Raw genomic sequence first — 22,725 nt, forward strand, 5'->3', positions numbered from 1 at the left:
GCGGACTGTCGGTGGCGGGTGCCATCATGGCCCGCATGAGCCACCGTCTCGGCGTCGTGCCGTCCTTCTTCGCCGTCGACCACCTCCCGCACGCCACCCTCCCCGAGGACGACGAGTGGATCGCGCTCGTCCGCGCCCCCGAGGGCCTGACCGTCGTGCGTGAGGCGTGGTCCGGCGAACGCTGGGTCGGCCTGTACGGCGGCGCCCCCGGCGGCCTGGCCGGAATGGTCGGCCCGCTCACCGACGCCGACATCCGGGTGTTCGTCGCCTCGACCTTCCACGGCGACCTGGTGCTGGTCCCCGAGCACCGCGCGAAGGAGGCCGTGCGGGTGCTGGAGGACGCCGGCCACCGCGTCGACGCCAAGCACCTGACCTGACGCCAAGAACCGGGCCCCGGCGCGACGGCCGGGGCCCGGTTCGCCGATCAGCTCACTTCTCGGGCCGAGCCCACACCGGCACGGCGGACAACGAGACCGTCTCGTGGGTGGAGCACTGGCAGTTCCCGCAACCAGGACGCATGATCCCTCCTCGCCATAGGGGAGAGGACATGTACCCGGCGGGCTCGGCCCCTACGCTCGCCGCGGTGCCAGACTTCCGGTCCCCAAGCCCGTCACTGGGTCAGCAGCCGCACGTACAGGTCCCAGAAACGCTTGGTGTCCACCCCGAAGACGATGGTGGCCTTCTGCGTCCCGGCCGGGTTGTCCGGCCGGTCGAACTCGCCGAGGTTGTACCCGAGCGACCGCCCGTAGTTCGGGCCCATGCCGGCGTCGACGTCCACGTAGCGCTCCTCCGACCTGGTCACCAGCGACGGGTCGAGCCAGACCGCGGCCGCGATGGCGTCCCAGACCAGGGTCTCCTCGCCCTTCTGCAGGACCTTGAACATCTTCTTGATCGGCGTCTCGCGCCCGGCGACGATCCGGTCGTACTCCTTGCGGGTGAACCTCACCTTGAGCGCCACGTCGTTGGGCACGATCGTCTGCTTCCTGAACGGCGTGCGGACCGCGATCTTCGCCGACTCGGGGTCGAACCACCAGTTGAACTCCGCGCCCGGGGTCACGTTGCCCGGCACGTCGAAGGCGCCCCCCATGTAGACGACCTCCTTGACCAGCGGCACGATCTCGGGGTGGGTGCGTACGGCCAGCGCGAGGTTGGTCGCCGGGCCGATCGCGAAGATCGTCACCTGGCCGGGGTTCCGTTTGACCTGGGCGGCGATCCACTCGGCGGCGGCGCCGGGGGTCGGGGCGGTCTTCGGGTAGCCGCCGTAGGGCTCCTTGGCGAGCTGGCGGTAGGAGGCGGGTCGGGGGTGCTCGAAGGCGCCGGTCCAGGGGGCCTTGCCGTACAGGTGGTCCTCGCCCTTGAGCGCGGCCAGCCGGCCGGGCATGAGCGGCTCGACGGCGCCCTGCACGACGGGGACGTTCTTGCGGCCGATGAGTTCGAGCTGGCGCAGGGTGTAGGCGGTGCCTTCCTCGGCCCAGGTGTTGCCCGCCACGGTGGTGACGCCGAGCAGGTCCACGTCCTTGCGCGCGGCCAGCATGAACAGGGTGACGGCGTCGTCGTTGAGCTCGCCCATGTCCGCGTCGATGATCACCTTCTTGGCCGCCACGGTCTCGGTCGCGTTGGCGGCGGGGGTGGCGCTGAGCGGGGCGAGCGGGGCGAGGACGAGTAACGCGGCGGCGAACAGCCTCATGGCGAATCCCTTCAACTCGTGTAGATGAGGCACTGTGAGCCACGGATCGGCGGGCGCACAACAGCCGGAGCCGTTTCGTGATGGTCCCGAAATCTTGGGATAACGCCTTGGTAACGGCGGATCTACACGTGTTGCCAACGCCTCGCGCCGGTCGAATACTGCGTCATCAACACGAGTTGAAACGACCGAAGGACACCATCGCAGTGGTCACACGCCGTGACGTGGCACGCCTGGCCGGCACCTCCGAGGCCGTCGTCAGCTACGTGCTCAACAACGGGCCGCGCAACGTCGCCCCGCCCACCCGCGAACGGGTGCTGCGGGCGATCGACGAGCTGGGGTACCGGCCGAACGTCGTGGCCCGCTCGCTGCGCACCAGCCGGACCCACACCATCGGGCTCGTCGTCCCCGACAACGCCAACCCGTTCTTCGCCGAGCTGGCCCGCGAGATCGAGGACGTCGCCTTCGAGCACGGCCTGACCCTGCTGCTCGGCAACGCCATGGACGACGACGAGCGCGAGGCCGCCTACGTCCGCACCCTGATCGACCGCCAGGTGGACGGGCTGATCCTGATTCCCGCCCACGGCCCGCGCACCTGGCGGTCCCTGCTGGCCGCCTCCGCAGTGCCGTGCATCGTGCTCGACCGTGAGCTCGACGAGGTGCCCGCCAGCCACCTGCTCATCGACAACGAGGGCGGCGCCCACGCGGCCACCGTCCACCTGATCGAGCACGGCCGCCGCCAGGTCGGCTGCGTGGCCGGGCCGGTCGGCATCCACCCGACCGTCGACCGCGTCGCCGGCTGGGCGCGGGCGCTGACCGAGGCCGGGCTCGACCCGGCGGAGATGCCGCTGGCGCACGGCCCCTTCGGCCGCCGGCAGGGCTACCTCAGCGGGCGCGACCTGCTCTCCCGGCAGGACCGGCCGCACGCGCTCTTCGTCACCAGCGACGAGCAGGCGTTCGGCGTGATGCGCGCGGCGGCCGAGCTCGGCCTGACCGTGCCCGGCGACGTGGCCATCTGCTCCTTCGACGGCATCGCCGCCTCCTCCTACACGGTTCCGGCGCTCACCACGATGCGCCAGCCGCTGGAGCAGCTCGGCCGGCAGTCCGTGGAACTGCTGGTCGCGCAGATCAAGGACCAGTCGGCCGGCGAGCGGGTGATCCTGCCCGCCACGCTGATCCGGCGCGGCTCCTGCGGTTGCCCCGACCCGGTGGGCGGTGTCGACGATGAGTGAGCTCAGCCTGGTCGTCGTCGGCAGCCTCAACGTCGACCTGACCGTGCCCGTCACCCGGCTGCCCGCGCCCGGCGAGACCGTCGCCGGTCCTGGCGCGCACCGCGCCCCCGGCGGCAAGGGCGCCAACCAGGCGGTGGCCGCCGCCCGGCTCGGCGCCCGGGTGCGGCTGGTCGGCCGGGTGGGCGACGACGACTTCGGCCGCGAGGTGCTGGCCGCGGTCGCCGCCGAAGGGGTGGACGTCTCGGGCGTCACCACCGGCGGCGCGGCGACCGGGATGGCGCTGGTCGTGGTCGAGGAGGGCGGCGAGAACATGATCACCGTCGCCCGGGGCGCCAACGGGCTGCTCGACGCGGCAGGGCTCGACCTGTCCGGCGCGGACGCGCTGCTGCTGCAGCTCGAGATCCCGCTGGAGGTCTGCCTCGCGGCGGCGGTCCGGGCGAAGGCCGCCGGCATCCCGGTGATCCTGAACGCCGCGCCCTTCCGGCCCGGTCTCGAAGACCTGCTGCGTCACGTGGACCTGCTGATCGTGAACGAGAGCGAGGCCGTGGCGCTCGGCGGGGACACCGACCCGGCCGCCCTGCTCGCCCTCGGGCCCGGGACGGTGGTGATCACCCTCGGGGAGCGCGGGGCGGTCGCCACCGACGGCCACGAGCTGGTCCGCGTGCCGTCCTTCGGCGTCGAGGTGGTGGACGCGGTGGGCGCGGGAGACACCTTCTGCGCTCAGCTCGCCATCAGTTATACGTATAGACGACCGCTTCGCGAAGCCCTGACCAGGGCCTGCGCCGCGGGCGCGCTGGCCACGACCGGGCCCGGCGCGCAGTCGGCCATGCCCACCGCCCGCCAAGTGGAAAGGCTGATGGCCGATGCGTCCTGACGGACTCTGGCACCCGCGGCTGCTGCAACTCATCGCGGCCATGGGCCACACCGACCTGATCGTGGTGGCCGACGCCGGCCTGCCGGTGCCGCCCGGCGTCGAGACGATCGACCTGCTCTGGCGGCGGGGCGAACCCGCCTTCCACCCGGTGCTCGACGCCATCAGCGCCGAACTCGTGGTGGAGCGCGCCTACGTCGCCCTCGAAGCGCCCGCCGCGTTCCTGCCCGACGCCGAGCGCATCCCGCACGAACACCTCAAACAGCTCACCGGCCGGGCCAGAGCCGTCGTCAGGACGGGCGAGGCGACGCCGTACTGCAACGTCGTCCTCCAGGCCGGCGTGCCCTTCTAGAAGGAGACACCTGAGATGAACAAGAAGATCGTCGCAGTGGCCGGTCTGGCCCTCGCCCTCACCGCGTGCGGCAAGGAGGGCGGCACCGGCGGCACGACCGCCGCCGCGCCGAAGCCGGGGGAGAAGCCGAGCATCTGCCTGGTGATGAAGTCGCTGGCCAACGAGTTCTTCCAGCAGATGCAGAAGGGCGCGGAGGAGCACGCCGCCAAGCGCGGCGACCTCGCCCTCAGCGTGGTCGGCATCCAGAACGAGACCGACATCGACAACCAGGTCGCCGCGGTCGAGAAGTGCGTCACCCAGCAGGCCAAGGCCGTGGTGATCGCCCCGGCCGACTCCCGCGCGCTGGTCCAGCCGCTCAAGCGGGCGGTGGACGCCGGGGTGCACGTGGTCAACATCGACGTCCAGCTCGACGAGGGCGCCATGAAGGCCGCCGGCATCGCCGACAAGGTGCCCTTCGTCGGCCCCGACAACCGCGACGGCGCCAAGCAGTCCGGCCTGGAGCTGGTCAAGGCCCTCGGTAAGGACGCCGAGGTGGTCATCCTGGAGGGCAACCCGGGCGCCGCCAACGCCACCCAGCGCAAGGCCGGCTTCGAGGACGCCATCAAGGAGGGCGGCCTCAAGCTCGTCGACTCCAAGACCGCGCACTGGGAGACAAACGAGGCGCACACCGTCTTCGGCAACATGCTCACCGCCCACCCCGGCATCAAGGGCGTGCTGGCCGCCAACGACAACATGGCGCTCGGCGCGCTCAAGGCGATCGAGGAGCAGGGCAAGAAGGACCAGATCAAGGTCGCCTCGTTCGACAACATCCCGGCCATCGCCTCCTACGTCAAGAGCGGCGCGGTCGTGGCCACCCTCGACCAGTACGGCGCGCAGCAGGCCGCCAACGGCATCGACTACGCGATGAAGATGATCGCGGGGGAGAGCTTCAGCGGCTGGCAGAAGACCGAGATCAAGCTGATCACCAAGGACAACGTCGGATGATGACGGTCACCGGCCTCGTCAAGCGCTTCCCCGGGGTGGTGGCGCTCGACGGGGTCGACCTGGAGCTTCGCGGGGGCGAGATCCACGCCCTCGTGGGGGAGAACGGCGCCGGCAAGTCGACGCTGGTCAAGGCGCTGGCCGGGGTCCACGCGCCGGACGCGGGCACGATGACCTTCGACGGCCGGCCGTACACCCCGGCGGGCGCGGCCGACGGGCTGGCGGCCGGCATCTCGGTGATGCACCAGGAGCTGGCGCTGCTGCCGTACCTCACGGTGGCCGAGAACCTGTTCCTGCGCGAGCTGCCGCGCAAGGCCGGCGTCGTCGACCGGCGGCGGCTGCGCGAGGCGGCGGCGCGGCTGCTGGCCGAGGTCGGCCTGGACGTCGCCCCCGACACCCCGGTGGAGCGGCTGGGCATCGCGCAGATGCAGCTCGTGGAGATCGCCAGGGCGCTGTCGGCCGAGTGCCGGCTGCTCATCCTGGACGAGCCGACCGCCACGCTCACCTCGCGCGAGGCGGGCCGGCTGTTCACCATCCTACGGGCGCTGCGCGAGCGCGGGGTGGCGATCGTCTACATCTCCCACCACCTGGAGGAGGTGCTGGAGCTCGCCGACCGGGTCACCGTCCTGCGCAACGGGCGCAGCATCGCCTCGATGCCGATGACCGGCGTCACCGCGCCCGACCTGGTCAAGCTCATGGTCGGGCGCGACCTGGCCCAGGAGTTCCCGGTCAAGCCGCCCACCGAGCCCGGCGAGGTCGCCCTGGCCGTCTCCGGGCTGAAGGTCGCCGGCTTCGAGGGCCCGCTGTCCTTCGAGGTACGGCGGGGCGAGGTCGTCGGCCTGGCCGGGCTGGTCGGCTCCGGCCGTACCGAGGCGATGCGCGCCGTCTTCGGCGCCGACCCCGCCCTGGCCGGCCAGATCGAGCTGTTCGGCCGGAAGGTGCGCATCCGGCACCCGAAGGACGCGGTGCGGGCCGGCATCAGCCTGCTCACCGAGGACCGCAAGTCCCAGGGCCTGGTGCTCGACCTGCCGATCAGCGCCAACGTCACGCTGGCCAAGCTCCGCGGCTTCCTGCTGCGCTTCGGCCAGGAACGCGCCCTGGCCCAGGACCTCGGGCAGCGCCTGCACCTGCGCTCGGCCGGCGTGAGCCAGCACGTGCGCACGCTGTCGGGCGGCAACCAGCAGAAGGTCGTCCTGGCCAAGTGGCTCAACGCCGGGGCCGACGTGCTGATCGTGGACGAACCCACCCGCGGCATCGACGTCGGCGCCAAGTACGAGATCCACGAGCTGCTCCTCGGCCTGGCGGCGCAGGGCAAGGCCCTGCTCGTCGTCTCCTCCGACCTGCCGGAGCTGATGGGGATCTGCGACCGGATCCTGGTCTTCTCCCGGGGCAGGATCGCCGGCTCGGTGCAGCGGGCCGACTTCGACGCCGAGCACATCCTCACCCTCGCCTACTCGGGCTACCTCAAGAACGGTGAAACACCATGATCAAAAGGCTCGTGCTCGGCGAGGCCGGCATCGGCGTCGCCCTCGTGGTGCTCGCGGGCTTCTTCGTCGTCGCCGCGCCGAACTTCGCCACCGAGCAGAACCTGCGCAACATCATGACCCAGATCACCCTGAACACCGTGCTCGCGGTGGGCATGACCTTCGTGATCCTGGTCGGCGGCATCGACCTGTCGGTCGGCTCGGCGATGGCGCTGTGCGCGGTGGTCTCGGGCACGCTGATGGCCGGGTCGTCCTCCCCGGTCACCCTGCTGGCCGGCATCCTGCTCAGCATGCTCGTCGGGGCGCTCGTCGGCCTGGCCAACGGGTTCATCTCCGAACAGTGGCGGGTGCCCTCGTTCATCGTCACGCTGGCCATGCTCAACATCGCCCGTGGCGCGGCCGAGCGCTACACCAACGCGGCCACCATCTACGACCTGCCCGCCGGGCTCAACGAGTTCGGCACCCTGACCGTCCTCGGCGTCCCCGCGGTCTTCTGGGTGGCGCTGCTGCTGGTCGGCGTGGGCTGGTTCGTGCTGTCCCGTACCGTCTTCGGGCGGCTCGTCTACGCCACCGGCAACAACGAGGAGGCCGTGCGGCTGTCCGGCCACAAGACCGCCCGAATCAAGATCGCCGCCTTCGTCATCGCCGGGTTCACCGTCGGCATCGCGGCCATCCTGTACATGGCGCGGCTCAACATCGCCAGCCCCATCCTGGGCCAGGGCTACGAGCTCAACGCCATCGCCGCCGTGGTGATCGGCGGAGCCAGCCTGATGGGCGGCCGTGGCTCCATGGTCGGCACCTTCCTCGGCGCCTGCCTGCTCGGCGTGCTCACCAACGGGCTGCTGCTCATGGGGGTCTCCGACTTCGAGCGGCAGATCATCACCGGGCTGGTCATCCTCATCGCCGTGGTGCTCGACGCCTACCGGCTGCGCCTGGCTCGCAAACTCGCCGTCACCCAGCCCGCCCAGGCCCTCACCCCGGTCACCGGCTAGAACGGGCCGGCCACCTCGCGGTCAGCACGTGGACGACGTTGACCGCGAGGGGGCCGCGGTGTCACGCATGGTTTTGATCGCCTTGTCGATCAATCCGAAGTCAGAGATTCGGGCGAACCACCTGGATGGTGATCACTTCTTCGCCCTCGTGAAGAGTGATCGTGTACCAGATGTGACGTCATCGCTGATGAGGTTCAACTCGTAGGCGTTCGGAACCCCGTCCATCGGGTCGGCGAGCGACGGACGCGGGTCCTCCAGCAGGGTGAAGACGGCGAGTTGGACAGGCCTGCGCAGACCTTCCGGTAGGGCTTCGATCTGCTCCCAAGCGCGCTCGGGAAAGGCGATGCGGCGGTCAGCCCTTGATGCCCCACTCAGCGGCGAGTTCGTCCCGAGTGAATGTCCGCACGGCGCCGGGATGGGCGGCATTCTCCATGATGGCGCGCATCGCCTGCTGGCGACCGATCTCACGGCGCAACCGTCGGACCTCGGCCTTGAGGGCCTCGTACTCGTCACGAGGGATGGTGATGACCTCATCGTGCTGGTGCGCCGTCATGCTCCCCACGCTACCCGCTTGCGACGACAGATTCCGGGCGCACCAGCCAAGCAGGAGATCAGCACTCGATGACGTTGACCGCGAGGCCGCCGCGGGAGGTCTCCTTGTACTTGTCGAGCATGTCCCGGCCGGTGTCGCGCATGGTTTTGATCGCCTTGTCCAGGGAGACGAAGTGTTTGCCGTCGCCGCGCAGGGCGATGCGGGCGGCGGTGATGGCCTTGATGGAGGCCACGGCGTTCCGCTCGATGCAGGGGATCTGGACGAGGCCGCCGATGGGGTCGCAGGTGAGGCCGAGGTTGTGCTCGATGCCGATCTCGGCGGCGTTCTCGACCTGCTCGGGGGTGCCGCCCAGCACCTCGGTGAGGCCGGCGGCGGCCATGGAGCAGGCCGAGCCGACCTCGCCCTGGCAGCCGACCTCGGCGCCGGAGATGGAGGCGTTCTCCTTGAACAGCACGCCGATGGCGGCGGCGGTGAGCAGGAAGCGCACCACTCCGGCGTCGTCGGCGCCCGGGACGAAGCGCGAGTAGTAGGTGAGGACCGCCGGGATGATGCCGGCGGCGCCGTTGGTGGGGGCGGTGACGATCCGGCCGCCGGCGGCGTTCTCCTCGTTGACGGCCAGGGCGAACAGGCCGACCCAGTCCATGGTCTGGAGCGGGTCGTGCGAGGGCGTCTCGGCCTGGAGGCGGCGGTGGAGCTGGTGCGCGCGACGCCTGACCTTGAGGCCGCCGGGCAGGACGCCCTCCTTGCCGATGCCGCGGCGCACGCACTCGGACATCACGTGCCAGATGTCGAGCAGCTTGGCGCGGATCTCGGCCTCGGTGCGGCCGAAGGCCTTCTCGTTCTCCATCATCAGCCCGGAGATGGACAGCCCGGTCTCCGAGCACTGGGCGAGCAGCTCGGCCGCGGTGCTGAAGGGGTACGGCAGAGCCGTGTCGTCGGGCTTGATGCGGTCGGCGCCGGTGGCGTTCTCGTCCACGACGAAGCCGCCGCCGACGGAGTAATAGACCTTCTCCCGCAGCACGTCGCCGTTGGCGGCGTAGGCGGTGAAGCGCATGCCGTTGGGGTGGCCCGGCAGCGAGATCTTGCGTTCGAAGACGAGGTCCTCGCCGACGACGAAGGGGATGGTGTGCGTGCCGTACAGGTCGATCTTGCCGGAGGCGCGCATCTGGGCCAGGCGCTCGTCCACGGTGTCGACGTCGACCAGTTCGGGCTTCTCGCCGGACAGGCCCAGGAGCACGGCCTTGTCGCTGCCGTGGCCCTTGCCGGTCAGGCCGAGCGAGCCGTACAGGATGGCTTCGACCCGGGCGACGTCCGGCAGGAGGCCGTCGGCGTCGAGGCCACGGGCGAACTTGTGCGCGGCGGCCATGGGCCCGCCGGTGTGCGAGCTCGACGGACCGATGCCGATCTTGAAGAGGTCGAAGACGCTGATCGCCATTGACTTGCGCCTTTCACGATAAAAGGGGTACCGGGGCTCCGGACGAAGCCCCGGCCGGGAAGATCAGGACTCGCCGGAGGTGAGGGCGGTGTACTCCTCGGCGGACAGCAGGTCCTCCGCGTCGCCCTCCAGGCGGACGCGGAACATCCAGCCCTCGCCGTACGGGTCGCTGTTGACCAGGTCGGGCTTCTCCACGACGGCCTGGTTGACCTCGACCACCTCGCCGCTCACCGGGGCGTAGATCTCGCTCACCGACTTGGTGGACTCCACCTCGCCGATGGAGTCGCCCGCCTCGACGGTGGCGCCGGCCTCGGGAAGCTGCACGTAGACGACGTCACCAAGGGCCTCCGCGGCGTAGGCGGTGACGCCCACGGTCACGGTGCGGCCGTCGTCCAGGCCCGCGACCCACTCGTGCTCTTTGGTGTAGTTCAGGTCGTCAGGGATGTTGCTCACTTGTTCCTCCTGTAGAAAGGCAGCTCAACCAGGTCCATAGGCTCTTGGCTGCCCCGGATGTCGACGGCTAGGCCGCCGGTGACGCCGGTGTCGACGTAGGCCATCGCGATCGGCTTGCCCAGGGTGGGCGAAGGGGCGCCGCTGGTGACCTCGCCGACGACCTGACCTCCGGCGACGACCGGGAACCCGTGGCGCGGGATCCGGCGGCCCTGGGCGACCAGGCCGACGAGGCGGCGCTTGGGCTCGCTCTCGCGGAGCGGTTCAAGCGCGGCCTTGCCGACGAAGTCGCCGGGCTTGTCGAATTTCACCACTCGGCCGAGGCCGGCGTCGAACGGGGTCAGGTCGGCGCTGAGCTCGTTGCCGTACAGCGGCATGCCGGCTTCGAGGCGGAGGGTGTCGCGGCACGACAGGCCTGCGGGAATCATCCCGTACGGCTCGCCCGCCTTCATCAGCTCCTGCCAGAGCGCGACCGCGTCGGCGTTGCGGACGAAGAGCTCGAACCCGTCCTCGCCGGTGTAGCCCGTGCGGGCGATGAGCGCCTCGGCCCCGGCGACCGTGCCGGGCAGGCCGGCGTAGTACTTCAGGCCCGCGAGGTCGGCGTCGGTGAGCTGGGCGAGGATCTCCTGGGCCCGCGGCCCCTGGACGGCGATGAGCGCGTAGGCGTCGGAGCGGTCGTCCACGTCGGCGTCGAACCCGCCGGCCCGGTGGCGGAGCTGCTCGGCGACCATGAGGTAGTTGGAGGCGTTGGCGACGACCATGAACTCCTGGTCGGCCAGCCGGTAGACGATCAGGTCGTCGAGCACGCCGCCCTCGGCGTTGACGATCATCGTGTAGCGGGCGCGGCCCGGGACGAGCGCGGACAGGTGCCCCACCAGGGCGTAGTCCAGCAGCTCGCCGGCCTGCGGCCCGGTCACGTAGATCTCCCCCATGTGGGAGAGGTCGAACAGGCCGGCGGCCTCGCGCACGGCCCGGTGCTCGGCCGACTCGCTCCCGTAGCGCAGCGGCATGAGCCAGCCGGCGAAGTCGGTGAGGGTGGCGCCGAGACTCTCGTGGACGTCTCGCAACGGTGTGGGTCGTGCCATGTGTTCGCACCTCAGAGGCAGGGTCGGATGCCAGGATCCTCCCCCTCTGTCATGATGCCTGAGAGTTTCGCCTGGATGTTTGCCCAGACTTTCACCTTCGGCGAGGCGGCTTTCCCGGCCTGCTTTCCAGAGGTCACCCTGGCCCGTACGGTCCTTTGCCTTGAGAGGTTCGCGGGGAGGGCTTGCTCCTTCAGGGGCCCTGACCGGATGTCAGGGCTCTCTCCCGCACGGGTTCATCGGTGTCGCCTTCAGCCTAGTGGGCGGGACACCCTCTGCGAAACCCGCAAGAACCGCCTGCCGTACCACGAGAAGAAAGGTGGACGAGGGGCGGGCTCCGGCCTGGTCACCCTCAGGCCTGTCGCGCGGCCGCCCGGGTAGCCCCGGTCCCAGCTCGGCCGGCGCGAGCCGTACCCCTCGTCCACCTGCTTGACCGCGTGACCACAAACCCCCAGCCGTGGCCACGCGGGGTTCTCAGATGCGCTGCCAGAGCGCCGGGACGTTCGGCGGCTCCCATCCGGGCAGGGCGGTGTGGCCCTGCAGGCAGCGGTAGCTGACGCCCTGGTAGGTCACCGTGGCGCCGGCCGCGTAGACGGTGTAGGCCGACCAGGTCGTCTCGCCCCCGCCGCCGCCGACGGTCAGCGAGAAGCTCGCCGAGCGGTCGGAGTTGCCGCGCAGGGTGATCTGGTGGGTCCCGGCCGGGGTGCCGGCCGCGACGGCGATCGTCACGGTGGCGGACTGGCCGGACTGGATCTGGACCGGGCTGAAGGAGACGGTCACGCCGGAGGGGGCGCCGGTGGCGGTCAGGCTGACCGGCTTGGCGTTCCCGCTGGTGACCGTGGTGTTCAGGGTCGCGGTCGTGCTCTGGCCCGGCTGGACGGTGGCCGAGGACGGGCTGACCGCCATCGAGTAGTCGTCACCGGTCGGGGTGCCGACGACCAGCGTGAAGGTCGCCGTCTTGGTGGAGTTGCCGCGCAGGGTGATCGGGTAGGTCCCGGCCGCGGTGCCGGCGCCGGCGGCGACGGTCACGGTGGCGGACTGGCCCGACTGGATCTGCGCCGGGCTGAAGGAGACGGTCACACCGGAGGGGGCGCCGGTGGCGGTCAGGCTGACCGGCTGGGCGCTGCCGCTGGTGATCGTCGTGGAGACGGTGGCGGTGGTGCTCTGGCCGGGCTGGACGGTCGCCGAGGACGGGCTGACCGCCATCGAGAAGTCGTTGCCGGGCTGCGAGGTCACCGCGAGCTGCCACAGGACGTGCGCGGCCGCGTCGGCGTTGCGGTCCAGGGCGGTGGTGTTGACGTTGGCCGGCCAGGTGTCGCACGCCGAGTGGTAGCAGCGGTCGAAGGACTGGTTGGCCTGGCCGCCCCACTTGGCCGCCTGGGCGGCGCTCTTGCGCTCGCTGGCGCCGGTGAAGACGCCGCCGACCCGCACGCCGGCGTTCTTGAACGAGGCGTGGTCGCTGCGGCCGTCGCCGATCCGCTCCGGCTCGGTCTGGATGCCGAGCGTGGCGTAGTAGTCGTTGAACAGGCGCTGCAACTGGGTGTCGTCGTCGTAGACGAAGTAGCCCGGGTTGGGCGAGCCGGTCATGTCGAAGTTGAGGTAGGCCTCGACGCCGGAGGCGCCGCCGTTCTGGACGTAGTACCGCGAGCCGACGAGACCCGACTCCTCGGCGCCCCACCAGCCGAAACGCACGTGCTTGCCGAGCGTCGGCCGCTGGGCGGCGACGGCGAGCGCGACCTCCAGCAGGGAGGCCGAGCCGGTGCCGTTGTCGTTGATGCCGGGGCCGGAGGTGACGCTGTCCAGGTGGGCGCCGAGCATGATGGTCGGGCTGGCGGGTCCCTGGGGCCAGTCGGCGATGAGGTTGCTGCCGCCGCTGAAGTTCTGGACGCGGGTGGTGTACCCGGCGGCGTCGAGCTTGCCCTTGATGTAGTTGAGCGAGGCGGTGTAGCCGGGCCGGCCGGAGGCGCGGTTGCCCCCGTTGGCCTGGGCGATCGACTGGAGCTGGCTCAGGTGCGCGGTGATGCTGCCGAGCGGGATGTCCGGGGCGGCGACCGCGCCCTGAGCGGGAGCGGCGGCCAGCCCGGTCAGCGTGAGCAGGCACGCGACTGCTGACAGAAGTGCTTTCTTCACGGGAAGAGCTCCTAGGAGGGCCCGGCCCCCTCGCGGGGGCCGGGTGCTCGATGGGTCAGAGTCGCTGCCAGAGGGCCGGGACGTTCGGCGGCTCCCAGCCGGGGAGGCTGGTGTGCGCCTGGAGGCACCGGTAGGAGACGCCCTCGTAGGTCACGGTCGCGCCGACCGCGTACGGGGTCCACGTCTGCCAGGTGGTGCCCTGGCTGCCGCCGACGGTCAGGCTGAAGGTGGCCGAGCGGTCCGCCGAGGCGCCGTCACCGGAGATGGTGATCGGGTAGGTGTTCGGCGAGACCGAGGCGCCCACCGAGATGGTCACGGTGGAGGACTGGCCGGACTGGATGGTCGCCGGGCTGAAGGAGACCGTCACGCCCGCCGGGGCCCCGGAGGCGCTCAGCGTCACCTGCTGGGCGTTTCCGCTGGTCACCGTGGTCTGGAGGGTGGTGGTGGCGGAGGAGCCGGCCTGGACCGAGGCGCTGCTCGGGTTGAGGGCCATGGAGTAGTCGTCGCCCTGGCTCGCGCCGATCTGCAGGCTGTAGCCGGCCTGGCGGTCGACCGAGGCGCCGTCGGCGATCACGGTGACCGAGTGGGTGCCGGCCGGGCTGCCCGAGGTGGTGGCGAGGGTCAGGGTGGAGGACTGCCCGGACTGGATGGTGGCCGGGTTGAAGGTGGCGGTCACGCCGGCGGGGAGCGGGCCGGTGCGCAGGGTGATCTGCTGGGCCGCGCCGCTGGTCACCGCGGTGCTCACGGTGGTGGTGGCGCTGCCGCCCGGCTGGACGGTGCCGGAGGCCGGGTTGAGGCTGACCGAGAAGTCGGGACCCTGCGAGGAGCAGGTCGGGTCACCGGCGCGCGGGCCGAGGTTGATGCCCTTCCAGGCCTCCAGCACCACGTTGAACTCGGTGCAGCTCGGCGCGAAGAGGGTCTTGGCGGCGTTCAGCGTGGCGACGCGGGCCTTGAGGTGGGTCCAGGGCGCGGTCTTGTTGTTCAGCGCGGTCATGAAGATCTGACCGGCCTTCTGGACGCCGAGACCGGTGATCGCCGGGCCGTTGTCGCAGCGGGTGCTGGCGCTGGTGCCGGCGGCGGTGAGCACGAACCAGTGGTTCTGCGGGCCCGCTCCGGCGTGGACCTCGGGGAAGGAGCCGGTGTAGCAGTTCGGGTGGCTCAGCGCGGAGGGGTTGGCCATGTTGCGGATCGCGCCGCCGGGGCCGCTGCCCAGACCGGTCTCCTCGCCGACCAGCCAGTCCGGCGGGTCGTTCGGGTTGTTGGCGTAGTTCTCGACCAGGGCGCCGAAGATGTCACCGGTGGACTCGTTCAGGCCGCCGGCCTCGTTGCCGCTGCCCGCGCCGCCCGGGGTGGTCTGGAAGATGGCGTGGCCGTACTCGTGGCCGACGACGTCCATGGGGACCAGGTTCTTGCGGGCGGTGCCGGACTTGCCGTTGTGCCCGAAGTTGGTGTAGCTGCCGTTCCAGTAGGCGTTCGCCTCGGCCAGGCCGACGCGCGCCGGGAAGCCGCGGCCGTTGCCGTCGATGCCGTTGCGGTTGAGCCATGCGCGCAGCATGTCCCATTCCTTCTGCACCGCGTAGAGGACGTCGGCGCAGGCGGTGGGCAGGTCGGCGTTGCCGCCGTTGCCCAGCACGCCGCCGGAGACGGCGTAGGCGGCGCCGTTCTGGCCGCCGCACTGGATGCCGGGGCGGGTGGGGTCGGTGGCGCTGGTGGCGGCGGTGTCGATGGTGACGGTGCCGTTGTGGTGGCCGTTGCCGGTGGTGTCCTTGACCAGGTCGTAGGAGTCGATGACCTTGCCGGAGACCGCGTCCACGAAGACGTGCAGGACGCTCGGCTTGGCGCTGGTGACCACGACCTCCCAGGCGAGCCGCGGCTTGCCGGTGGTGACGTGGACGACCAGGGAGGGGGTGCTGACCGTCTGGACCCGGCGGGACAGGGCGCGCGCCGTGACCGCCGCGGTGGCGGCGGTCACCGACGGGGTGGTGCCCACCTGGATCTCGGCCTCCTGGCCGGTGACGACCGAGTTGATCACTTGGCCGCTGGCGTCGGTGCCGACGACGACCTCACCACCGTGGACCGGTAGTCCCTTGTAGGACCGGCTGTAGGTGAGGAAGCGAAGGCCCTTGACGCCCTCGACGGCGCTCTGGAGCTGGAAGTCCTCCTCCGCGGTGGCGTGGAGGGCGGAGGCGTTGGTCAGGAGGGCGCCCTTCGCTGTCGAGAGGGCCAGCTCCTGGGGAGGGTCCGCTTGGGTTTGCGCGCTTGCGTTGCCCGTGAGGGTGAGGGCCAACGCGAGCACGGCGGCGGCCCCCAACCCGAGTTTGGGGTTCACTCTGGTGGCTCCTTGTGGGGGGTGTTACGGCGGAGCCCCGGCCGGCTGGGGTTGACACAAGTGCACACCGGCCGTTCAGCTAGCGGTAACCCAACAAAATGCCATAACGCCGCGCTATAGCGGCTTATGGTGCCTCAACCAGGCCCGATAGTCCGGGCTGCGCACCGCCTCGGCCCAATAGGTCTTGGTCACCGCCTGCACCAGATCCTTCGCGTGCGGCGCGATGGGCCCTTGCTCGGTCCAGCCGAGCAGGTGCCGGAAGCGCAGCGGGGAGTCCTTCAGCGGGCGGATGACGATGCCCTCGCGGGCGGGGCCGCTGGCTTGGAACAGCCCGACGCAGCGGCCCTCGGAGATCAGGTCGAGCGCCACGTCCACGGTCACCCCGTAGGCCACGCGCGGCACGAAGCCGTGCTCGGCGCAGGTGCGCCAGAAGTGCTCGCGGGGGGCGGCGTCCAGGACGCCGGGCTGGGCCCAGTCCTCCTCGGCCAGGTCGGTGAGGTCGATCTCGTCCCGACCGGCCAGCGGGTGCAGCGGCGACAGGCCGATGAAGATCGGCTCGGTGGCGATGGCCGCGTAGGCCGCGCCGGAGGGCGGGATCATCTCGTGGCCCGGGTACTCGTCGAGGCTGCCCAGCTCGATGCGCGCCGAGTCCAGCAGGTCGGGGATGACCTCGGTCGACTCCTCGGTGCGCAGGGTGACCTCGGCCTCGGGTAACAGCCGGTGCACGCTCTTGGCGACCATGCCGGCCAGCCGGGTCAGCGCGCACGCTATCCGGATCTGGGAGGCGTCGCCCGAGAAGCGCCGGGCGCTGCGTTCCAGATCGTCGAAGGCGGGCAACAGCGACCGGGACCGTGCCAGCAGCCAGTAGCCGAGCGCGGTCGGTCGGGCGCCGTCGTGGCCGCGCTCGAACAGGCGGCCGCCGAACATGCGCTCGATCCGGCGCAGCTGCGCCGCCAGGGCGGGTTGTGACATGCCGAGCGTCGCCGCCGCCTTGGAGATGCTCCCGGTGTCGGCGATCGCGCACAGCACTCTCAGATGACGAACCTCGAGCTCCACACCAAGAGCTTATTAGTAAAGAACCTTTTCAGTAAGGCCCAAATATTGAGGTCAGCAGGCGGCCACGAGCGCCTCGAAGAGCAGGCAGTCCTCGGCCGCCTCCGGGTGCCACTGCACGGCCAGCGCGAACGGGTGCGAGCCCAGCTCGACCGCCTCGACCGTGCCGTCCTCGGCGCGGGCCGAGACGGTCAGGCCGGGCGCCAGCCGGTCGATCGCCTGGTGGTGGTAGTGCGGCACGGTCGGCTCGCCGGGCAGGATGGCGGCCAGCCGGGTGTCCGGCTCGACCTTCACCGGCAGGTGGCCGAAGGTGGCCGGGGCAGGGGAGTGGCCCTCGTGGCCGACCACGTCGGGCAGGTGCTGGTGCAGGGAGCCGCCCAGGGTGACGTTGAGGACCTGCAGGCCCCGGCAGACCCCGAGGTACGGCAGGCCGCGGCCGAGCCAGGCGTCCAGCAGGCCGAACTCCGCCCGGTCGCGAAACTCCCGGACGTAGCCGACGCGCTCGTGGGCGGCTTCGCCGTACCGGCCGGGGTCGATGTCGCCCCCGCCGGCCAGGATCAGCCCGTCCAGCCGCGAGGCCAGGACGGACGGGTCCCCGGCCGGCGGGATGAGCACCGGCTGGCCGCCCGCCCGCACCACCTGGTCCACGTACATGGCCGGCAGGAGCGCCGCGGGCATGTCCCACACGGTGAAGCGCGCGGGCTCGACGTAACACGTGATGCCGATGATCGGGCGGGCCATGGCGGGCTCCTTCTACAGCGGGGTGACGTAGGCGCCGGAGATGCCGCCGTCGACCAGGAACTCCGCCCCGGTGATGAAGGAGGCGTCGTCGGAGGCCAGGAAGGCGACGGCGGCGGCGATCTCGGCCGCCTCGGCGAAGCGGCCCACCGGGATGTGCACCAGGCGGCGCTGGGCGCGCTCGGGGTCCTTGGCGAACAGCTCCTGCAGCAGCGGCGTGTTGACCGGGCCGGGGCACAGCGCGTTGACCCGGATGCCCTCGCGGGCGAACTGCACGCCGAGCTCGCGCGACATGGCCAGCACGCCGCCCTTGGAGGCGGTGTAGGAGATCTGCGAGGTGGCCGAGCCCATCACCGCGACGAAGGAGGCGGTGTTGATGATGGAGCCCTTGCCCTGCCGCTGCATGTACGGGATGGCGTGCTTGCAGCAGAGGTAGACGCTGGTCAGGTTGACCTCCTGCACCCGCTTCCACGCCTCCAGGCCGGTCTCCAGGATGGAGTCGTCGTCGGGCGGGGAGATGCCGGCGTTGTTGAAGGCGATGTCCACGCTGCCGTAGGTGTCGAAGGCGGTCCGGAACATGGCCTGGACGTCTTCCTCGCTGGTGACGTCCGCCTTGACGAAGATCCCGCCGACCTCGGCGGCGGCCTTGGTGCCGGCCTCCTCGTCGATGTCGACGCAGACGACCTTCGCGCCCTCCTCGGCGAAACGCCGGGCGGTGGCCAGGCCGATGCCGCTGCCCGCGCCGGTGATCACGGCCACGCGGTCCTGCAAACGCTGCATGCTCAGTCCTTGCTTACTCGTAGGAGATGAAGACGTTCTTGGTCTCGGTGAAGGCGTCCACCGCGTCGGGGCCCAGCTCGCGGCCGAGGCCGGACTGCTTGAAGCCGCCGAACGGGGTCCAGTAGCGGACGCTGGAGTGGGAGTTCACGCTGAGCGTGCCGGACTCCACCGCGCGCGCCACCCGCAGGGCCCGGCCCACGTCGCGGGTCCAGATCGAGCCGGACAGGCCGTAGCGGCTGTCGTTGGCCAGCCGGATCGCCTCGGCCTCGTCGGCGAAGGGCACCACGGTGACGACCGGCCCGAAGATCTCCTCGACGAAGGAGCGGTCCGTGGGCTGCCCGGCCAGCACGGTCGGCGGGAACCAGAAGCCCTTGCCGTCCGGGCAGGCGCCCTGGACGAGCGGGTCGCGGTCGATGAAGCCGCGCACCCGCTCGCGGTGCTCGGCGCTGATCAGCGGGCCCATGGCGGTGCCCGGGTCGAGCGGGTCGCCCACCTTGACCTCGTGCACGGCCCGGGCGAGCAGCTCCACGAACTCGTCGTGCACGTCCCGCTGGACGAGGATCCGGGAGCGGGCGCAGCAGTCCTGGCCGGAGTTGTCGAAGACCGCGCCGGGCGCGCTGGCGGCGGCCTTGGCCACGTCGGCGTCGGCGAAGACGATGTTGGCCGACTTGCCGCCCAGCTCCAGCGTCAGCCGCTTGACCTGGCCGGCGCACGTGGCGGCGATCTCCTTGCCGACCTCGGTCGAGCCGGTGAAGACGATCTTCGCGACGTCCGGGTGCTCGACCAGCCGGGCCCCGGCGCTCTCGCCCTCGCCCGGCACCACCTGGAGCACGCCCTCGGGCAGGCCCGCGGCCAGGGCCAGCTCCTGCAGCCGCAGGGCGGTCAGCGGGGTCCACTCGGCCGGCTTGACGATCACCGTGTTGCCCGCGGCCAGCGCCGGGGCGACGCCCCAGGTCATGATCACCATGGGGAAGTTCCACGGGACGATGATCCCCACCACGCCGAGCGGCTCCTGGAAGGTCACGTCGATGCCGCCCGCGACCGGGATCTGCCGGCCGTGCAGCCGCTCGGGCGAGCCGGCGTAGAAGTCGAGCACGTCACGGACGTTGCCCGCCTCCCAGCGGGCGTTGCCCAGCGGGTGACCGGAGTTGGTGGTCTCCAGCAGGGCCAGCTCCTCGGCGTGCGCCTCGACCTGGCGGGCGAAGGCGCGCAGCAGCCGGGCGCGGTCGCCGGGGGAGACCTCGCGCCAGGTGGCGAACGCCTTCCTGGCACGCTCCACGGCTCGGTCGATCTCGGCCGCGCCGGCCATCTCGACGTCGGCCACGACCTCTTCGGTCGCCGGGTTGATGATCTTCATCGATACAGCCTCTCGAAACCCAGGCTCTTCACGGTCACAGCCTCTCGAAGCCGCGGAAGAGCTCCCAGTCGGTGACGGCCGCGTCGAAGGCGGCCAGCTCCACCCGGGCGTTGTTGGCGTAGTGCGCGACCACCTCGTCGCCGAAGCTCTCGCGCGCGAGCTTCGACCCCTCGAACAGGGCGAGCGCGTCACGCAGCGTGTGCGGCACGGTCTCGGCCTCCGAGGCGTAGGCGTTGCCGGGGAACGGATCCTCCAGCGCCAGCTCGTTCTCGATCCCGTGCAGCCCCGCGGCGATCAGCGCCGAGACCGCCAGGTAGGGGTTGACGTCCCCGCCCGGCACCCGGTTCTCCACTCGCAGCGAGTGGCCGTGCCCGACCAGCCGCAGCGAGCAGGTGCGGTTGTCCACGCCCCACTTCACCGCGGTCGGCGCGAAGCTGCCCGGCACGAAACGCTTGTAGGAGTTGATGTTGGGCGCGTAGAGCAGCGTCATCTCGCGCAGGCAGGCGAGCTGGCCGGCGATGAACTGCTCGCCCAGGCGCGACAGCCCGTGGCCGCCGTCGCCGGCCATGACCGCCTCGCCCGACTCCGAGCGCACCGAGATGTGCACGTGGCAGGAGTTGCCCTCGCGCTGGTTCGGCTTGGCCATGAAGGTGATCGCCTTGCCCTCCTGGGTGGCGATCTCCTTGGCGCCGTTCTTGTAGATCGCGTGGTTGTCGCAGGTGCGCAGGGCGGTGTCGTAGCGGAAGGCGATCTCGTGCTGGCCGAGGTTGCACTCGCCCTTGGCCGACTCCACGTACATGCCCGCGCCGTCCATGGCCAGGCGGATGCGCCGCAGCAGGGGCTCCACGCGAGCCGTACCGAGGAGTGAGTAGTCGACGTTGTAGAGGTTGGCCGGGTGGAGGTCGCGGTAGGCCTGCCGCCAGGCCTGCTCGTAGCTGTCGTCGTAGACGACGAACTCCAGCTCCGTGCCGACGTAGGCGACCAGGCCGCGCTCGGCCAGCCGGTCGATCTGGCGGCGCAGGATCTGCCGCGGCGAGGCGATCACGTCGGAGCCGTCGCCCCAGGTCAGGTCGGCCATCAGCAGGACCGTCCCGTCCTGCCACGGCACGCGGCGCAGGGTGGACAGGTCGGGGCGCATCATGAAGTCGCCGTACCCGCGTTCCCACGACGACATCGCGTAGCCGCCGACGGTGTTCATGTCCACGTCCACCGCGAGCAGGTAGTTGCAGCCCTCCGAGCCGTGCGCGAGCACCTCGTCGAGGAAGAACCTGGCCGACAGCCTCTTGCCCTGCAACCTGCCCTGCATGTCCACCAGCGCGAGCAGGACGGTGTCTATCCGGCCGGCCGACACCTCGACCCGCAGTTCCTCGAGCGATATCACCGCGAAACGCTCCTGTTCCCGTTTATTGGGCTAGTGTCAGACCATTGATGTGTATCGCGGAATGCTTGTCAAGACCCTGAGGACACGGTGGACGAGTCGGCCAATCTGCTCACGATGTTGCGTCCGGTGCGAGCCGGCAACGCCTTCGAGGAGACCGTGGAACGGCTGCTCCAGGCGATCAAGCTGGGGGTCGTGCCGCCCGGCGAGAAGCTGCCGCCCGAACGCGAGCTCGCCGTCCGCCTCGGCATCAGCCGGGTCACCCTCCGCGAGGCCATCCGCGCGCTGCAGGAGGAGGGCTTCCTCGACGTACGGCGGGGCCGCTACGGCGGGGCGTTCGTCACCTACCGCCCGCCCGGCGGGGGCGACCTGCGCCAGGTGGTGACCGACATGGGCGGCGACGACCTGGCCGACGTGCTGACCTTCCGGCTGGCCGTGGAGTGCGGCGCGGCCCAGGTGCTGGCCGGCACCCGGCTCACCGCCGAACAGCGAGCCACGCTCACCCGCCGGCTCGACGAGCTCAACGCCGCGAGCCCCGAGGACTACCGCCGCCTCGACACCGCCTTCCACCTGGCCATCGCCGAGCTCACCGGCTCGCCGCTGCTGGCCGCGGCCTGCGCCGACGCCCGGCTGCGGGTCAGCGACCTGCTCAACGCCATCCCGATGCTGCAGGTCAACATCGAGCACGCCGGGGCGCAGCACGCCGCGATCGTGGCGGCGATCCTGGCCGGCGATCCCGAGGCCGCGCGGCGCGCCGTGACCGAGCACCTGGACGGGACGGCCGCTCTGCTGCGAGGCTTCCTGTCGAAATGACCGGCGATCATCGGGCATCCTAGAAGGAGCGCGACTGGCGGCCGGAGGATGGAATCGACCATCGGGGAGCACGCCGTGGGTGCCGACCGCCTGGGCCCCCACGAGTCCTGGGAGTGGCATGTCCAACGCGAGAATGCTGCCCGGCGGCCCCGTCGCCGAGCAGATCCTGGCCGACGTCGCCGAGCGGGTCGCCGCGCTGAAGGCCCGCGGGGTCGAGCCGGCCCTGGCGACGATCCTGGTCGGTGACGACGACGCGAGCGCCGGCTACATCCGCATCAAGCAGAAGCAGGCCGCCGAGCTGGGCTTCGTCTCGCCGCACGCGCACCTGCCCGCCACCGCGACGCAGGAGGACCTGCACGCCGCGATCAAGGGCTTCAACGACGACCCCAAGGTCCACGGCCTGCTGATCCAGTACCCCATCCCGGGCCACCTCGACTACGAGGCCGCGCTCGCCACGATGGACCCGGACATGGACGTCGACGGCATGCACCCGCTCAACATGGGCCGCCTGGCGCTGGGCATGCCCGGCCCGCTGCCCTGCACCCCCGCGGGCATCGAGGCGCTGCTGGCGTTCTACGAGATCCCGGTGGCCGGGCGCGACGTGGTCATCCTCGGCCGGGGCGCGACCCTGGGCCGCCCGCTGTCGCTGCTGCTCAGCCTCAAGCGGCCGACCGCCAACGCCGCGGTCACCGTCGTGCACACCGGGGTGCCCGACTGGGCCGACTACACCCGCCGGGCGGAGATCCTCATCGCCGCGGCCGGGGTGCCCGGCATCATCCAGCCCGAGCACGTCAAGCCCGGCGCGGTCGTCGTCGGCGGCGGCGTGCGGTACGAGGGGCGGCGGCTGCTGCCCGACGTGGACGAGTCCGTGGAGAAGGTCGCCGGGGCGATCACCCCGCGCGTCGGCGGGGTCGGGCCGACCACGGTCGCGATGCTCTTCCGCAACGCGGTGGCCGCCGCCGAGCGCGCCACGTCATGACTTCTCGCGATAAAACGGGTATCTAACTCCCGCTCGCCCCGTTCTCGTGCAT

The 22,725-nt window shown here is 71.1% G+C and carries 21 protein-coding genes and 2 riboswitches; of the genes, 9 read left to right on the top strand and 12 right to left on the bottom strand.

Annotated features, from left to right (window positions below; translation table 11 throughout):
* Positions 1-35 precede the first annotated feature (35 nt).
* Positions 36-377, top strand: coding sequence for an ACT domain-containing protein (locus AB0I67_RS05240; RefSeq protein WP_357917843.1), 342 nt, complete (start codon positions 36-38; stop codon positions 375-377).
* A gap of 233 nt (positions 378-610) precedes the next feature.
* Here AB0I67_RS05240 and AB0I67_RS05245 read toward each other — a convergent pair whose 3' ends face one another.
* A complete protein-coding gene (locus AB0I67_RS05245) occupies positions 611-1,687 on the bottom strand; it encodes a nucleoside hydrolase (protein WP_357917846.1) in 1,077 nt (358 codons plus the stop codon).
* Positions 1,688-1,890: 203 nt separating this feature from the next.
* Between AB0I67_RS05245 and AB0I67_RS05250 the strand changes: the two genes are divergently transcribed.
* The 6 genes from AB0I67_RS05250 to AB0I67_RS05275 are packed head-to-tail and all read left to right on the top strand — an operon-like array spanning position 1,891 to position 7,596.
* Positions 1,891-2,916 (top strand): LacI family DNA-binding transcriptional regulator, encoded by a 1,026-nt coding sequence (locus tag AB0I67_RS05250; protein ID WP_357917849.1) that lies wholly within the window; start codon positions 1,891-1,893, stop codon positions 2,914-2,916.
* Positions 2,909-3,790 carry a ribokinase gene (locus AB0I67_RS05255; RefSeq protein WP_357917852.1) on the top strand — a complete coding sequence of 294 codons (882 nt, stop codon included), beginning with the start codon at positions 2,909-2,911 and terminating at the stop codon, positions 3,788-3,790. The genes AB0I67_RS05250 and AB0I67_RS05255 overlap by 8 nt, the downstream gene beginning before the upstream one ends.
* Positions 3,780-4,139 carry an RbsD/FucU domain-containing protein gene (locus tag AB0I67_RS05260; protein WP_357917855.1) on the top strand — a complete coding sequence of 120 codons (360 nt, stop codon included), beginning with the start codon at positions 3,780-3,782 and terminating at the stop codon, positions 4,137-4,139. Before AB0I67_RS05255 ends, AB0I67_RS05260 begins: the two co-directional genes overlap by 11 nt.
* Positions 4,140-4,154: 15 nt before the next feature.
* Positions 4,155-5,123 carry a sugar ABC transporter substrate-binding protein gene (locus tag AB0I67_RS05265; RefSeq protein ID WP_357917858.1) on the top strand — a complete coding sequence of 323 codons (969 nt, stop codon included), beginning with the start codon at positions 4,155-4,157 and terminating at the stop codon, positions 5,121-5,123.
* Positions 5,120-6,607: a sugar ABC transporter ATP-binding protein gene (locus AB0I67_RS05270; RefSeq protein WP_357917860.1), complete on the top strand. Its 1,488-nt coding sequence runs from the start codon at positions 5,120-5,122 to the stop codon at positions 6,605-6,607. Before AB0I67_RS05265 ends, AB0I67_RS05270 begins: the two co-directional genes overlap by 4 nt.
* Positions 6,604-7,596, top strand: coding sequence for an ABC transporter permease (locus AB0I67_RS05275; RefSeq protein ID WP_357917862.1), 993 nt, complete (start codon positions 6,604-6,606; stop codon positions 7,594-7,596). The genes AB0I67_RS05270 and AB0I67_RS05275 overlap by 4 nt, the downstream gene beginning before the upstream one ends.
* Before the next feature lie 352 nt (positions 7,597-7,948).
* Here the strand turns inward: AB0I67_RS05275 and AB0I67_RS05280 are convergent, their stop codons facing one another.
* From AB0I67_RS05280 to AB0I67_RS05330, 11 genes are all read right to left on the bottom strand, one after another.
* Positions 7,949-8,149 carry a hypothetical protein gene (locus AB0I67_RS05280; protein ID WP_357917865.1) on the bottom strand — a complete coding sequence of 67 codons (201 nt, stop codon included), beginning with the start codon at positions 8,147-8,149 and terminating at the stop codon, positions 7,949-7,951.
* 58 nt (positions 8,150-8,207) lie between these two features.
* Positions 8,208-9,584 carry an L-serine ammonia-lyase gene (locus AB0I67_RS05285; protein ID WP_357917868.1) on the bottom strand — a complete coding sequence of 459 codons (1,377 nt, stop codon included), beginning with the start codon at positions 9,582-9,584 and terminating at the stop codon, positions 8,208-8,210.
* A 63-nt stretch (positions 9,585-9,647) separates the two neighbouring features.
* A complete protein-coding gene (gcvH, locus tag AB0I67_RS05290; protein ID WP_357917871.1) occupies positions 9,648-10,037 on the bottom strand; it encodes a glycine cleavage system protein GcvH in 390 nt (129 codons plus the stop codon).
* Positions 10,034-11,119 carry a glycine cleavage system aminomethyltransferase GcvT gene (gene gcvT, locus AB0I67_RS05295; RefSeq protein ID WP_357917874.1) on the bottom strand — a complete coding sequence of 362 codons (1,086 nt, stop codon included), beginning with the start codon at positions 11,117-11,119 and terminating at the stop codon, positions 10,034-10,036. The genes gcvH and gcvT overlap by 4 nt, the downstream gene beginning before the upstream one ends.
* Before the next feature lie 138 nt (positions 11,120-11,257).
* A riboswitch (glycine riboswitch) is annotated at positions 11,258-11,355 on the bottom strand.
* Between the two features lie 235 nt (positions 11,356-11,590).
* Positions 11,591-13,246: a M28 family peptidase gene (locus AB0I67_RS05300; protein WP_357917877.1), complete on the bottom strand. Its 1,656-nt coding sequence runs from the start codon at positions 13,244-13,246 to the stop codon at positions 11,591-11,593.
* A gap of 55 nt (positions 13,247-13,301) precedes the next feature.
* Positions 13,302-15,575 carry a M4 family metallopeptidase gene (locus AB0I67_RS05305; protein WP_357917880.1) on the bottom strand — a complete coding sequence of 758 codons (2,274 nt, stop codon included), beginning with the start codon at positions 15,573-15,575 and terminating at the stop codon, positions 13,302-13,304.
* 114 nt (positions 15,576-15,689) lie between these two features.
* On the bottom strand, positions 15,690-16,631 hold the full coding sequence (locus AB0I67_RS05310; RefSeq protein WP_357917882.1) for a LysR family transcriptional regulator: 942 nt from the start codon (positions 16,629-16,631) through the stop codon (positions 15,690-15,692).
* Between the two features lie 51 nt (positions 16,632-16,682).
* Positions 16,683-17,369 carry a gamma-glutamyl-gamma-aminobutyrate hydrolase family protein gene (locus AB0I67_RS05315; RefSeq protein WP_357917884.1) on the bottom strand — a complete coding sequence of 229 codons (687 nt, stop codon included), beginning with the start codon at positions 17,367-17,369 and terminating at the stop codon, positions 16,683-16,685.
* A 12-nt stretch (positions 17,370-17,381) separates the two neighbouring features.
* The gene (locus tag AB0I67_RS05320) at positions 17,382-18,146 is read right to left on the bottom strand and encodes a 3-oxoacyl-ACP reductase (protein ID WP_357917887.1); all 765 of its coding nucleotides are present in this window, start codon (positions 18,144-18,146) and stop codon (positions 17,382-17,384) included.
* Between the two features lie 13 nt (positions 18,147-18,159).
* A complete protein-coding gene (locus tag AB0I67_RS05325) occupies positions 18,160-19,503 on the bottom strand; it encodes an aldehyde dehydrogenase family protein (RefSeq protein WP_357917890.1) in 1,344 nt (447 codons plus the stop codon).
* 34 nt (positions 19,504-19,537) lie between these two features.
* Positions 19,538-20,881, bottom strand: coding sequence for a glutamine synthetase family protein (locus AB0I67_RS05330; protein ID WP_357918390.1), 1,344 nt, complete (start codon positions 20,879-20,881; stop codon positions 19,538-19,540).
* A 117-nt stretch (positions 20,882-20,998) separates the two neighbouring features.
* Between AB0I67_RS05330 and AB0I67_RS05335 the strand changes: the two genes are divergently transcribed.
* Together AB0I67_RS05335 and AB0I67_RS05340 are read left to right on the top strand one after the other, a co-directional pair.
* A complete protein-coding gene (locus AB0I67_RS05335) occupies positions 20,999-21,694 on the top strand; it encodes a FadR/GntR family transcriptional regulator (RefSeq protein WP_357917893.1) in 696 nt (231 codons plus the stop codon).
* Between the two features lie 20 nt (positions 21,695-21,714).
* Positions 21,715-21,797, top strand: a riboswitch (ZMP/ZTP riboswitch).
* Positions 21,798-21,812: 15 nt separating this feature from the next.
* Positions 21,813-22,673 carry a tetrahydrofolate dehydrogenase/cyclohydrolase catalytic domain-containing protein gene (locus AB0I67_RS05340; protein ID WP_357917896.1) on the top strand — a complete coding sequence of 287 codons (861 nt, stop codon included), beginning with the start codon at positions 21,813-21,815 and terminating at the stop codon, positions 22,671-22,673.
* Positions 22,674-22,725: the final 52 nt, after the last annotated feature.

Source organism: Nonomuraea sp. NPDC050310 (genome assembly GCF_040655795.1).
Lineage (GTDB): Bacteria > Actinomycetota > Actinomycetes > Streptosporangiales > Streptosporangiaceae > Nonomuraea.

Bases quoted from the DNA above. Each gene is read 5' to 3' on its own strand.
- AB0I67_RS05335 (WP_357917893.1), top strand. From the start codon at position 20,999: ATGTTGCGTCCGGTGCGAGCCGGCAACGCCTTCGAGGAGACCGTGGAA.
- AB0I67_RS05275 (WP_357917862.1), top strand. From the start codon at position 6,604: ATGATCAAAAGGCTCGTGCTCGGCGAGGCCGGCATCGGCGTCGCCCTC.
- AB0I67_RS05240 (WP_357917843.1), top strand. From the start codon at position 36: ATGAGCCACCGTCTCGGCGTCGTGCCGTCCTTCTTCGCCGTCGACCAC.
- AB0I67_RS05265 (WP_357917858.1), top strand. From the start codon at position 4,155: ATGAACAAGAAGATCGTCGCAGTGGCCGGTCTGGCCCTCGCCCTCACC.
- AB0I67_RS05320 (WP_357917887.1), bottom strand. From the start codon at position 18,146: ATGCAGCGTTTGCAGGACCGCGTGGCCGTGATCACCGGCGCGGGCAGC.
- AB0I67_RS05260 (WP_357917855.1), top strand. From the start codon at position 3,780: ATGCGTCCTGACGGACTCTGGCACCCGCGGCTGCTGCAACTCATCGCG.
- AB0I67_RS05285 (WP_357917868.1), bottom strand. From the start codon at position 9,584: ATGGCGATCAGCGTCTTCGACCTCTTCAAGATCGGCATCGGTCCGTCG.
- AB0I67_RS05255 (WP_357917852.1), top strand. From the start codon at position 2,909: ATGAGTGAGCTCAGCCTGGTCGTCGTCGGCAGCCTCAACGTCGACCTG.
- gcvT (WP_357917874.1), bottom strand. From the start codon at position 11,119: ATGGCACGACCCACACCGTTGCGAGACGTCCACGAGAGTCTCGGCGCC.
- AB0I67_RS05270 (WP_357917860.1), top strand. From the start codon at position 5,120: ATGATGACGGTCACCGGCCTCGTCAAGCGCTTCCCCGGGGTGGTGGCG.
- AB0I67_RS05315 (WP_357917884.1), bottom strand. From the start codon at position 17,369: ATGGCCCGCCCGATCATCGGCATCACGTGTTACGTCGAGCCCGCGCGC.
- AB0I67_RS05245 (WP_357917846.1), bottom strand. From the start codon at position 1,687: ATGAGGCTGTTCGCCGCCGCGTTACTCGTCCTCGCCCCGCTCGCCCCG.
- AB0I67_RS05340 (WP_357917896.1), top strand. From the start codon at position 21,813: ATGTCCAACGCGAGAATGCTGCCCGGCGGCCCCGTCGCCGAGCAGATC.
- AB0I67_RS05325 (WP_357917890.1), bottom strand. From the start codon at position 19,503: ATGAAGATCATCAACCCGGCGACCGAAGAGGTCGTGGCCGACGTCGAG.
- AB0I67_RS05280 (WP_357917865.1), bottom strand. From the start codon at position 8,149: ATGACGGCGCACCAGCACGATGAGGTCATCACCATCCCTCGTGACGAG.